Genomic DNA, 12368 nt, shown 5'->3' with positions numbered 1-12368 from the left:
ACCCTTCCGGCTCAGCAGAGCTTCAGTTGTTGCAGCAGCGCTTTCAACTGCGCTTTGCGTGCATCATCAAGCGGCCCGGCGGGCGGCAACACATGTGTTGAGAGCGGCCGTCCGCACAGCACAATCGCCTCTTTAATCACATTAACGAAGGGCGTGTCCAGCTGATAGATCTGCGGGATTTGCAGCAGGGTCTGATGATAATGGGCCGCCTGCGCCAGATCGCCATCACGGTACGCCTGCAGCAGCCGTACCGAAAGCTGTGGCGCGAAATTGCTGCTGGCGGAGATCACCCCGTCGCCGCCTAAAAGCAGCGTATTGAACAGGTGATCGTCAAAACCGCACAGCACGGAAAAGTGTGGATGCGCCGCTTTCACCGTGTGGATCATGCTGCGCAGATGGGCCACGGAGTCGATGGTGTCTTTAATCCCGACGATGTTCGGGCACGCTTCCACCAGGGTTTTTACCAGCGCCGGGCTCAGATCCTGCCCGGTCAGCGCCGGGAAGTTATACAGCAGGACAGGCAGGTCTACGCTGCCCGCTACCTGCTGATAGTAACGAATCAGGTTCTGCTCAGAGACTTTCCAGTAGTAGGGGTTAATCACCACCAGGCCATCCGCGCCCGCCTGCGCGGCGTGCTGACTCAGCGCGATAGTTTCCCGCGCATTGGTGCCGCCAGTGCCGATCAGGACCGGCACGCGACCAGCGACATGATCGATAGCAAAAGCGGCGATCGCTTTGCGCTCCTCAACGCTGAGCTGTGAGAACTCCCCACCGCTGCCGAGAAAAAACAGACCATCAACGCCCGCCGTGATCAGGTCGTCAATCAGCGCGGCGGTGCCGTTTTTATCGAGTCCGCCCTCGGCGGTAAAAATGGTGGAAACAGGCGGAATAATCCCTGAAAACTGCACGGTATGCTGCATGAGATCTCCTTGCGGGTGCATTTTGTTCTACATTATAGAACAGCGTTCGTTAATTTAATTGCCATACTATGCCGCAAGGAAAGATAAGGTAAATCAGGTTTCGGGAAGTGGTGTCGGTTTTTTAAGGTAGATCACAGAATGGCCGGATCAGACGCCTGAGCTGTCGCGGCGAATCTTCCTGAAGATTCATCGCTGCGCTGAGCCGAACAGAGGGTCCCGCCTGAGAGCGGGACCCTGACAGGAAGGTTTAGCTATCGAGATCCAGAGAGACGTCGCGTTTCAGGGTATAACGCATCACCAGATAGTACACCACGCCTATTGCCAGCCAGCTCAGCCCCAGGATTTTCGCCTGACTGTCCATCTCATAAATCACAAAGGCGATAATGCAAAAGCCAGTCAGCGGGAAAATCAGGTGCAGCAGCAGATTGCGTGACTTGTTGCGCAGCATGTAGTGGTTGATGACCGAAAGATGCAGCAGCAAAAAGCCCATCAGCGCCCCGAAGTTCACCAGACGGCTCAGGTTATCAATGTTGCCACTGAACCAGAGACCAGAAGCCACGGAAATCGCCGCCACGATAAGCGTACTGACGTAGGGCGTTCTGAAGCGCGGATGCACCTTAGCGAGCAGCTTCGGCAGCTGTTTATCCCGCGCCATTGCAAACAGAATGCGCGAGACCGCCGCCTGCGCCACCAGCGCGTTGGCGATGCCCCAGGAGAGCGCGGTTGACCAGATGGTGACTTGCTTCAGCCAGGCGCCACCCGCCAGGTTTGCCGTATCGTAGAAGGCGGTATCCAGGCTGGTAAAGTTCATGCCCTGCGCAAGATCAGCCGCAATCCAGGTTTGCAGGATAAACAGCGCGCCCACCAGCATCAGTGCGCCCAGTGACGCTTTACCCACGGTATTGACGCCGCCTTTGGTCTCTTCCGACAGCGTTGAGATGCCGTCAAAGCCGAGGAATGAGAGCACCGCAATCGACACCGCGCCCATCACCAGCGGCAGGCTGAAATGGTCAGCGTTGTAGAGCGGATTCAGCGTCAGGTGCCCTGCCCCTTCACCGGAATAGAGCGCGATCAGGCCCAGCACCACAAACACCGACAGCACGATGATTTCCGCCACCAGAATGTATTTATTGGCTTTGGCGGTAAAGGAGATGCCGAGCAGGTTGATGATGCTGTTCACCGCAATAAAGCCAACAATCCATACCCAGGCAGGCACGCCGGGCAGGATGGGCGACAGCGCGGCGGCGCTGACGATATAGAGCAGCGAAGGCACCAGAATGTAGTCGAGCAGAATCAGCCAGCCAGCGAAAAAGCCCACCGTGGGGTGAATGCCGCGCTGAGCATAGGCATACACCGAGCCGGAGACCGGAAAGGCGCGGGACATCGACCAGTAGCTCATGGCAGTGAAGAACATCGCCACCATGCCGATCAGGTATGCCAGCGCCACCATGCCCTGCGCGCCGTCCCAGACGTAACCAAACACACCAAAGGGCGCAATCGGCACCATAAAAATCATGCCGTAAATCAGCAGGTCCTTGAGCGTTAACGCCCGATCCAGCTCCTGCTTATAGCCAAATTGTTCAACCGACATTTTTAACCCTCAATGCGTAAATTCAGCTGTGCAGCGACCGCTTTCGGCAGCGCGTAACGGCAGGTTTTCAGCGGATCGACCACCTGACAGATTTGCAGGTCGCCCGCGATGCTCAGCAGGGTAATAGCCTGATCGAGCGTCAGGTCGGTGTTAGCGACAATAAAATGCGCCATGTTGCGCGTAGCCAGCGCGGCGGCCTCATCCAGCGTGAGCGCGGAGCCGAGGGTATAAATCGCCTCGCTGTTTTCCAGCATCGGCGTGGGCAGCGGGCGTTGTTTCAGGACGCTCAGCGTGACCGTCACTTCACCGGGAATTTCCAGCCCACAGACCGAGACTTCGCCATCGCCCATCGCCGCATGCAGGTCGCCCAGCGCGAACAGCGCGCCCTCGACATTCACCGGCAGATAGAGGGTGGCCCCTGCGGCAATCACTTTGCAGTCCATATTGCCGCCGTGGCTGTCCGGCGTACCGCAGGAGATCGCCTCACCGGCAGGTGCCACGCCAATTACGCCAATCATCGGATTGAGCGGCACGCGCACGCCGCCCGGCAGCAGCGCTTCGTCGTTTTCAATCGCGACGAGGGTGATCTGCGGTTTTTCCAGCTCATCGCCTACCACGCCAAGCTGCGGCGCAGTAACCATCACCGCCTGGTGGCTGGTCAGGGCAATGCGCTTGATCTCTACACGCAGCACGTCACCCGGCTGCGCGCCTTCCACATACACCGGGCCGGTGGCCGGGTTGATGCGCTGCCAGTCCAGCTCATTGAAGACCGCATCGGCGCTGTGGATCTGGTCGGAAAAACAGTCACAGGTCTGGAAAACCACTTCGCTGCCGCTGACCACTGACGCCACGGGGGCGTTGTCGCGCGACATGGCATAGATCACCTCTGTACGGGGTATCACCGTCATACTTGCTCCGAAATCATGTTGTGTTTGTTGCTCCCGTCCGGCTTTCTGATGAGCCGATTAAACGGGAAAATAAAGAACGGGCGGGGGTATTGATATTGACGCAGTAAAACCTGAAGGGGGCACAGCGCGAACCATTACATAAACGCCGTTAATTTTTTAGCAGGTATTGGTGGCAGACACAATCCTCGGACAGTGAATATGGCTGCGTCAAGATATGTAAAGCACTTTTCGTTTCATTACGATAGCCAGCAGAAGCCCGGCTCCCGCTTTGCCTTGTCACGGGTGGAATGACAGTGTATGTAGCGATAATGATAGCCAGCCCTTGTGCAAAAGCCCCTTCACTTTTGTCATTTTTTTGTCATTTTCCTGTCCGTAATTTGTGGGTCCCTGTCCTGTACGCTGGCCGTGGTTCAAACAGAAATTATTAAGGACACATCATGAAATTACGTTATCTCTCTGCAGTGACCGGTCTTGCGCTGGCAGGCATAAGCTCCTTTGCTGCCCATGCAGCAACCACGCCAGCGGCTGAGCCGGTTAAAAACATTGTGCTGGTGCACGGTCTGTATGCAGACGGCTCCAGCTGGAATAAAGTAATCCCGCTGCTGCAGGCCAAAGGGCTGCATGTTACCGCAGTACAGAACCCCACCACGTCCCTTGGGGATGATGTCGCTGCCGTAAAACGTGCGCTGGCGCAGCAAAATGGCCCGGTGATTCTGGTGGCTCACTCGTATGGCGGCATGGTAATCAGTCAGGCAGGTGATGATGCGAAAGTAAAAGGGCTGGTTTATATCGCCGCACGTGCGCCTGATGCCGGTGAGGACTATGTTGCGCTGACGAAAAAATTCCCGCCTGCGCCCGCCTCTAAAGGGCTGAAATGGCAGGCAGACGGCTATGGCGAGCTGAGCGAGTCCGCCTTTATCCATGATTTTGCCGATGCCGGTGACGCAGATCAACGCCATGCTGGGCAGGCTGGAACAGGGCTTCCGGCAGATTAAACAGGTGAGTGCCGATATGGCGCATGATTTGCGCACCCCGATCACCACGCTGCTGGGTCAGACAGAAGTCGCACCTGGCACCCCGCGCGACAATGCGTATTACCAGCGATTGCCGGGCTCCAACTATGAAGAGCTGCAGCGTATATCATGCATGATCGACAATATGTTATTTCTGGCGCAGGCGGAGCAGCCGGATCAGGAAATTCAGCGCGTCCGGGTTGATATTACTGAGGAGATCGCGCGCGTTTGTGACTATTTCGATGATATCGCGCTGGAGCGTAATGTCACGATTAAGGTGAGCGGAGGCGGAACGGGATGGGTGGATGTGCTGTTGTTTCGTCGCGCGTTAGCCAATCTGCTCTCCAATGCGGTGCGCTATGCCGAGCCGGAAAGCCAGATTGAGGTAGTCGCAGAACCGGTAAGGGAGGGAATAGCGGTGCGGGTGAGCAATCGCGGGCCGACGATCTCCCCTGACGATCAGCAAAGGATCTTTGACCGTTTTTACCGGGTCGATCTCTCCCGCAAGGATTCAGCGCACAGCTGCGGGCTGGGGTTATCGATCGTCAGTTCGATTATGCAGCTGCATCATGGTCGCTGTTGGGTAGAGAGCAGTAGTGGAGTGACGACCTTCGGGCTGCTGTTTCCGCCAGAGAAAACTGACGCCTGTTCAGACCAGAGGTAATCGGCTTACCCGGCGGTGGAACGCCGCCGGGCTGTCCTTACAGCGTGACGAAAGGAGGCGGATCGAACGCGGTGATCGGCGGCAGCGCATCACGCCACGGCGTGATCTCCACCCAACAGCTCTGGGCGCTACAGCCCTGCCCCAGCCGCGAACTGCCGCGATCTTCCGTTAATACGTTAGGATTGCCGTGTTTATCCAGGGTTTTTTCCTCGCTGGTATCCAGCGGATCGTACCAGGCACCGGTAGACATCTGTACCACGCCCGGCAGGATATCTTCGCTGAGATGCACACCCGCCAGGATAGCTCCGCGCGCGTTGTATACCTTTACCACGCTGCCTTCACGGATGCCGCGCGGCTGCGCGTCCCGGGGGTGCATCCACAACGGCTCGCGCCCTGCAATTTTACTGGCGAGGCTGACGCTGCCATGATCGTACTGGCTGTGCAGACGGGTACGCGGCTGGCTGGAGAGCAGATGCAGCGGCCAGCGAGCGGCCTCTTCCTGCTGCCATGCTGCCTCCTCCTCGTCCCAGCAGGGATGACCGGGACATTCACGGTAACCGAAGGCGGCGACGGTTTCAGAAAAGAGTTCAATTTTACCCGATGGCGTTGAGAGCGGATAACGCTGCGGATCGGCGCGGAAATCGGCCAGAAACACCTGCGGTTTCTCCGGCGCGCTGTATTCGAGAACGCCCTGCTGCCAGAACTCATCGAAGGAAGGCAGCGTAATACCCTCTTCCTGCGCTCGCGGACGTGACTCTTCATAAATGCGCTGCAGCCACTGCGTGCTATCCAGTCCCTCGCTGAATTCCTCGTTGCAGCCCAGACGTTGCGCCAGATCGCCGAAGATAGCGTAATCATCGCGCGCCTCACCCACCGGCGGGATCTGCGCGCTCATGGCGATCATAAACCCATCATGGCCGCCGCTGCCGATATCGTCCCGCTCCAGCGAGGTGGTCACCGGCAACACGATATCGGAGAATTTGGCCTGCGCGGTCCAGTACTGTTCATGCACCACCACCGTTTCCGGCTGCCGCCAGGCTTTGCACAGCCGGTTAATATCCTGATGATGATGAAACGCGTTGCCGCCCGCCCAGTACACCAGACGAATATCGGGATAGCGCAACTGCTGGCCGTCAAACTCATACGGCTCGCCGGGATGCAGCAGCATATCGGCAAGGCGGGCAACCGGGATCACGCTGCTTACCGCGTTGCGCCCGGCGGGAAAACGCGGACCGGAAAAGGCTTTGCGCACCGCGCCTGCCAGGTTAGTGCAGGCGTAGCCGAACCCCAGGCCGCCGCCGGGGGTGCCGATTTGCCCGAGCAGCGCAGTAAGCGCCACCGTCGCCCAGTAAGCCTGTTCTCCCTGGCGCGCGCGCTGCACCGACCAGGAAATATTCACCATGGTGCGCTGGCTGGCCATCTCGCGCGCCAGCGCGCTGATGTGCGCCGCGCTGATGCCGGTTATTGCCGCCGCCCATTCCGGCGTTTTTGCCACGCCGTCGCGCTCGCCCAGCAGGTAAGCGCGATAGGGGGCAAACCCCACCGTATGGCTGGCAATAAACTCATGATCGTAGAGAGACTCGGTGATTAATACATAACACAGCGCCAGCAGCAGCGCGGTATCGGTGCCCGGACGCACAGAGAGCCACTGCGCGCTCTTCACCGCGCTCAGGTCGTTGCGTACCGGGCTGATGTTGATAAAGCGCGTCCCCTGCGCCTCCATCTTCTCCAGCCAGTATTTCAGCATATGGTCATTGGCCGCGCCGCCGCTGACCTGGGCGTTACGCAGCGGCAGGCCGCCGATGGCCACAAACAGCTGACATTCGCGCGCCAGCTCGGAGAAGTGGGTATGCTGACGATGCAGCGGGCTCAGCGGGCCTAACACATGCGGCAGGATGCGCTCTCCCGCCGCGCTGCTGTAAGTATTGGTGCTGGCCGTATAACCACCGAAGGCTTTCAAAAAACGGTGCAGCTGGCTCTGGGCGTGATGAAAACGTCCGGCGCTGGCCCAGCCGTAGGAACCCCCGAAAATCGCTTCGTTACCGCAGCGCGCTTTTACCGAGTTGAGTTCGCGGGCAAGTAAATCGAGCGCCGTCTCCCAGCTCACCTCCACAAAGGGTTCTTTGCCCCGTCCTGCGCGCGATGCCGGGCCGTTTTTCAGGTAGCCCGCACGCACCGCCGGACGACGAATACGCGTTTTGCTGGTGACGGCATCGGGAAGCGACTGACCAATGCAGGAAGGATGTTTATCCCAGGGCACCGGCGTCACCGCCGCGATCTTGCCGTCACGGGTCGTGACCTGCCAGGTTCCCCAGTGCATCACCGTCAGATTATGTTGTTTCTTCATGTTGTCTGTTTTCTTCTCACCCGCCAGAAGTGGCTATATTACGTGGCGCAGGCGGCAAAAATAAAACCTTTCCTGCCCTATAATCTGCTGCCTCGTCAGGATTCCACCGCAATAAAGTGTTTCTTTTATTCCTGTTCACCCTACATTAATGAGCCAGAACAAAAATAACAAAGCAGCAATCGTTATTTATCTGCAGCGAATTTATTCGTGAAATTGCACGGCAAAAGAATAAAATTTCTTTGCGTTATGAAATATTTTCAGCTTGCATTGATTAAAATTAACTTTTTTCATGTAAATATGCGATATAACATTCGTGGCATAACTTAGAGATATTTTGTATTTGAGGTCACGTAGCGGTTATTGTCATGCTACTGCCTGCAGTCAACACCATCACAGGACCATAATAAGAATGTCGCAGAAAAAGAAATTATTACCCATTGCACTGGGTCTGTTCTCGCTCGCCTCTGTCAGCTCCGCAGCGGCGGAAGCCTTATCTCTTCAGGGGAAAACCATCGGCATCGCCGTTGTCGGCACCCAGCACTTCTGGGACCGCGAAGCGTATAAAGGCGCGACCGAACAGGTAGAAAAACTGGGCGGTACCGTAATTGGCGTCGATGGCGGACGTGATAATCAGGTTCACGCTAATAATCACGACACTTTATTGTCGCGCAAAGTTGATGCGGTAATTAGCATCCTGGGCGACAGCGCCGTAGAACCCAAATTTAAAACGTTGCGTGATGCGGGCATCCCGGTATTTACCGTCGATCACGTATCCACCTACTCAGTGAATAATACCACTTCCGATAACTATACCCTGGGCTCAACCATCGGGCGTTACATGGCCGATGAATTAGGCGGTAAAGGTAACGTGGCGGTATTTAACGCTTTCTCCAGCGCGCTGCGTATTTGCGGCATTCGTTACGATCAGTGGAAATATGTCCTGAAAGATTATCCGGATATTCATATCATCCAGCCGGAACTGGCGGAACAGTTTGCTAACTCACCGGAAGATGCACGCAAGAAAACACTGGAACTCCTGAGCCAGTATCCAAAAGGCAAGCTTGATGCCATCCACGTCGCCTGCTGGGATCAGCCCGCTATCGGCATCGTACAGGCGCTGGAAGAGACCGGACGCGATAAAGATGTGAAGGTTACGGCTATCGATGCAGGCCCGGAAACGCTGGAGATCATGGCCGAGCCGGGCAGCCCGTTTGTGGCCAACGTCGCCCAGCAACCGCGCCTGATCGGTCAGACCTCTGCTGATAACGTCGCCCGCTACTTCGCTAAAGAGAAACTCCCGCTGCAAACCTTTATTCCGGTTGTGCCGGTAAAAGGCGCGCAGGAGGCGGAAGCGGTCTACAAACAGCTGGGATATGGCGAACTGCAGTGATAACTCAATCCTCCGGCGGGGCGCACCCCGCCGCTGGTCTGATGATGGACCAGATCAGCAAAAGCTTTGCCAACGTGACTGCATTAAATGCGGTCACGCTGCTTCTGAAGCCCGGTGAAATTCACGGTCTGATCGGTGAGAACGGCGCGGGAAAATCCACGCTGATTAAAATTCTCGCTGGCGTCTATCAGGCTGACAGCGGCAGCGCCACCCTTGACGGTACACCGCTGCCGCTCGGCAACCCCGCCGCTATTGAAGCGCGGGGCATCCGGGTTATTCATCAGGAGCTGAACCTGATCCCCCATTTTACCGTCGCGGAATCGGTGTTTTTAGGTCAGGAGTACCGCACCCGCTGGGGCGCGCTGGACAGACGACGCATGAACGCGGCAACCGTGGCGTTTTTCCGCGACAGCTGGCAGCTGACGATCGATCCACGTCGCCTGATCCGCGATCTCAGCCTGGCGGAGCGCAAGCTGGTGCAGATCGCCCGCGCGCTGATTGACGGCGCGGCAAAGCTGGTGGTTTTTGACGAGCCTACCGCGCCGCTGGAAGCGCAGGAGGCGAGCCTGGTCTCCTCAGCTATTCTGCGCCTGCGCGAGCAAGGGATCGCGATTCTCTATATTTCCCATTACCTTAATGAAATTGCGGCGCTCTGCGATCGCGGCACCGTGTTACGTAATGGCGAAGTGGTGGGTTATCCGGACCGGGCGCTGCTACAGAATACCGACGCGCTGATCAAAATGATGGTTGGCCGGGATATCGAACAGCTTTATACCCCGCGCCAGAGCAGCGCGCAGGCGGTTGATGCCGCCACGCCGCTGCTCTCTGTGCGTCACCTCAGCGACGGTCAGCAGCTGCACGATATTACCTTTGATATTCAGCCCGGCGAAATCGTCGGCGTTGCCGGGCTGCTGGGGGCCGGACGCGATGTGCTGGTCGATCTCCTCTACGGCCTGCGCCGCGCCAGCAGCGGCACTGTCCACATTGACGGCGAGGCAAAAACGCTGCGTACGCCTTATCAGGCCATCCGCGCCGGTATGGCGCTGGTGCCGCGCGATCGACGCCATCAGGGACTGATCCTCCCCTTTTCTGCCGCAGACAATATTAACCTTGCCTCGCTGCCGGACAGCGCCACCCTCGGCTGGGAACATCGCGGGCAGGCGCTGGAAAAAGCGCGTAACTGGATCGAACAACTCTCTATCCGTCCTGGCCGCCCGGAGCTGCCGGTGCGCTTTATGAGCGGCGGCAACCAGCAGAAAGCGATTCTCGCCCGCTGGCTCGGCACCGATGCGCGCCTCTTTATTCTTGATGAACCTACCCTGGGCGTCGATATCGGCGCGCGCAGCGATATCTACCAGCGGACACGCGAACTGGCCGACCGCGGACGCGGCGTGCTGGTCTCCTCCAGTGACGCGCCGGAACTGCTGGGATTATGTGACCGCATTCTGGTGATGTGGCGCGGCGAGCTGGTGGCGAATCTCCCGACCCGGGGGCTGACGCTGGATGCACTGCTGGTGACGATTAACGGTGGACAGGAACAACAGGTATGAGTGCAGATATCTCGCGCCGCGCCCTGCCGGGCATGACGACGCTGATGGAAAAATTTCCCCTGATTCTCTTTTTTGCGCTGCTGGTCTGGCTGAGCCTCCAGTCGCCCTACTTTTTAAGCTGGCAGAATATCAGCATGATGCTGGTACAGAGCGTGCCGCTGGCGATCCTCTGCTTCGGGCTGGTGTGCGTGATCGCCGTTGGCGGCGATGATGTGGTCTCCGGCGGTATCGACCTGTCGCTGCCCGCCATCGCGGTACTTGGCGTCGCGCTGTTAAGCCTCGGCATGGCGGAATGGCAGACACCCTGGCTGCTGCTCTTGCTGCTGCTGGTGGCCGCCTGCCTGATTTGCGGCGCGGTTAACGCCCTGCTGGTGCTGATCGCCGGTCTGCCACCGTTGCTGGCGACGCTCTCCACCTCGGTGGCCTTTACCGGCCTTACCGATCTGCTCACTGGTCAGCGGCGTATCGCCGTCAGCGATCCGCTGATGGTGGCGTTCCGCGACGACAAGCTGTTCGGTATCCCCTGGCCGCTGCTCTATCTGCTGGCAGTGTTCCTGCTGTTTCAGTTTCTGCTGCACCATTCGCGTTTTGGTCAGCATCTGCAGGCGGTGGGCGGCAACCGCGATATGGCGCAGATGAGCGGACTGAATGTGCGCCGTCTGACCGTTATCGTCTGGCTGCTGGCAGGCATCGCCGCGGGTCTGGCGGTTTTACCGCTGCTCAGCCAGGGCTCCGGCAGCTCCAGCGGCACCGCAACGCCGCTGCTGCTGGAAACGGTACTCGCGACCTTTATCGGTGCCGCCTTCTCGCGCCGCCGCGTGGTGACGATCTGGGGTGCGCTGCTTGGCGCGGTGCTGGTAAACGCGCTCTCCAATGGCCTTGGCCTGCTGGGCGTCAATATTTTCTGGATGGGTGCGATCAAAGGCACTCTGATCCTGGTGGTGCTGGCAGCTTCGGCGGTCAGACATAAAGGAGGCCACTGATGAGCCAGTTGACGTTCAAAACTCCGTCGCCGCGCGCCGCCAGCGGCAGCCCGCTCGCCTGGCTGTCACGGGCAGGCTTCGGCATCATCACGCTGCTGGCCATCGTCCTGTTTGGCTGGGCCAATCCGGTTTTTCTCACCTTCGACAACTGGGCGAACCTGCTGCAGGGCAGCGCGATTCTGCTGATTGTGGCGCTGGCGATGACCTTAATTGTCAGCGCCGGGGCGATTGATCTTTCCGTCGGCGTGGCGCTGGATTTCGGTGCCGCCTTTGCGCTGGTGGCGCTGAAAACCTGGCATCTGCCGTGGCAGGCGGCGGTGGGTTGCGCCCTGCTGGGCGGGGTGATTATCGGTCTGCTGAACGCATTCCTGATCCTCGTCTGCCAGATCCGCCCTTTTCTTGCCACCCTCGGCACCTGGTTTATTGCCAGCAGCGCCGAGCGCATCTATACCGATGGCGGCGGCTCTATCTCCTACCGCCGTATGGCTGCGGAATATCACAACCTGGCGGTGGGCGATATCGTCGGGATCCCTGCGCCGGTGGTGATTGCGCTGGCGCTGGGGCTGGCGGCCTGGCTGATCACCGAGCGCACCCTGTTCGGCAAATATGTGCGCGCTATTGGTCAGAACAGTGAAGCGGCGCGCATCGCCGGTATCCGCGATCGTCTGACCATGCTGTGGGTGCTGGTGGCGGCGTCCACACTGTGCGCTGTCGGCGGCGTGATCCTTTCCGCCAACCTGCGCCAGTTTACGCCACTCGCCGGACAGGCTTATCTGATGGACGCCATTGCTGCGGTCTTTATCGGCACCGCCTTTAACCGCCAGGGACGCGTCAGCGTCGCCGGAACCTTCGGCGGCGTGCTGTTCCTCGCCATTATTGATAACGGCCTGAATCTGATGGGGCTGCACTACCTGGTGAAAGACGCGCTGGTCGGCGTCATCCTGGTGGTAGCACTGGCCCTCTCCTTCTGGCAGGCGCGTCTGCGTCAGACGCATCGTTAAA

Annotated in this window: 10 protein-coding genes; 6 read left to right on the top strand and 4 right to left on the bottom strand. The window is 58.5% G+C overall.

The features are described 5' to 3' along the window. Window positions 1-11: 11 nt before the first annotated feature. The 3 genes from E0E17_RS09705 to E0E17_RS09695 form a co-directional block, all read right to left on the bottom strand. Window positions 12-920: a dihydrodipicolinate synthase family protein gene (locus tag E0E17_RS09705; protein ID WP_130833822.1), complete on the bottom strand. Its 909-nt coding sequence runs from the start codon at window positions 918-920 to the stop codon at window positions 12-14. Between the two features lie 247 nt (window positions 921-1167). After that, the gene (locus tag E0E17_RS09700; RefSeq protein ID WP_130833820.1) at window positions 1168-2511 is read right to left on the bottom strand and encodes an APC family permease; all 1344 of its coding nucleotides are present in this window, start codon (window positions 2509-2511) and stop codon (window positions 1168-1170) included. 2 nt (window positions 2512-2513) lie between these two features. Further along, window positions 2514-3419 carry an acetamidase/formamidase family protein gene (locus E0E17_RS09695; RefSeq protein ID WP_130833818.1) on the bottom strand — a complete coding sequence of 302 codons (906 nt, stop codon included), beginning with the start codon at window positions 3417-3419 and terminating at the stop codon, window positions 2514-2516. Window positions 3420-3856: 437 nt separating this feature from the next. On the opposite strand from E0E17_RS09695, the gene E0E17_RS20310 reads away from it, so the two are divergent. Next, complete coding sequence (locus E0E17_RS20310; protein WP_237680771.1) at window positions 3857-4414, top strand: esterase/lipase family protein; 558 nt, start codon at window positions 3857-3859, stop codon at window positions 4412-4414. Next, a complete protein-coding gene (locus E0E17_RS20305) occupies window positions 4353-5096 on the top strand; it encodes a heavy metal sensor histidine kinase (RefSeq protein WP_237680770.1) in 744 nt (247 codons plus the stop codon). The genes E0E17_RS20310 and E0E17_RS20305 overlap by 62 nt, the downstream gene beginning before the upstream one ends. A 37-nt stretch (window positions 5097-5133) precedes the next feature. Here the strand turns inward: E0E17_RS20305 and E0E17_RS09685 are convergent, their stop codons facing one another. Further along, window positions 5134-7443 (bottom strand): molybdopterin-dependent oxidoreductase, encoded by a 2310-nt coding sequence (locus E0E17_RS09685; protein ID WP_130833816.1) that lies wholly within the window; start codon window positions 7441-7443, stop codon window positions 5134-5136. Window positions 7444-7852: 409 nt separating this feature from the next. Between E0E17_RS09685 and E0E17_RS09680 the strand changes: the two genes are divergently transcribed. From E0E17_RS09680 to E0E17_RS09665, 4 genes are read left to right on the top strand one after another with little or no spacing between them, the layout of a single operon-like run. Next, window positions 7853-8833: a sugar ABC transporter substrate-binding protein gene (locus tag E0E17_RS09680; protein WP_130833814.1), complete on the top strand. Its 981-nt coding sequence runs from the start codon at window positions 7853-7855 to the stop codon at window positions 8831-8833. A gap of 44 nt (window positions 8834-8877) precedes the next feature. Beyond that, entirely contained in the window at window positions 8878-10383 is a 1506-nt protein-coding gene (locus E0E17_RS09675) for a sugar ABC transporter ATP-binding protein (RefSeq protein WP_165446258.1), read from the top strand. Next, window positions 10380-11366, top strand: coding sequence for an ABC transporter permease (locus E0E17_RS09670; protein ID WP_130833808.1), 987 nt, complete (start codon window positions 10380-10382; stop codon window positions 11364-11366). The genes E0E17_RS09675 and E0E17_RS09670 overlap by 4 nt, the downstream gene beginning before the upstream one ends. Beyond that, on the top strand, window positions 11366-12367 hold the full coding sequence (locus E0E17_RS09665; RefSeq protein ID WP_130833806.1) for an ABC transporter permease: 1002 nt from the start codon (window positions 11366-11368) through the stop codon (window positions 12365-12367). The genes E0E17_RS09670 and E0E17_RS09665 overlap by 1 nt, the downstream gene beginning before the upstream one ends. Window position 12368: the final 1 nt, after the last annotated feature.

Source organism: [Erwinia] mediterraneensis, assembly GCF_900604315.1.
In the GTDB taxonomy this organism is placed as follows: Bacteria; Pseudomonadota; Gammaproteobacteria; order Enterobacterales; family Enterobacteriaceae; genus Pantoea; species Pantoea mediterraneensis_A.
The sequence above is the reverse complement of the archived record's forward strand: the minus strand, read 5'-3'. Positions and strand labels throughout refer to the sequence as shown.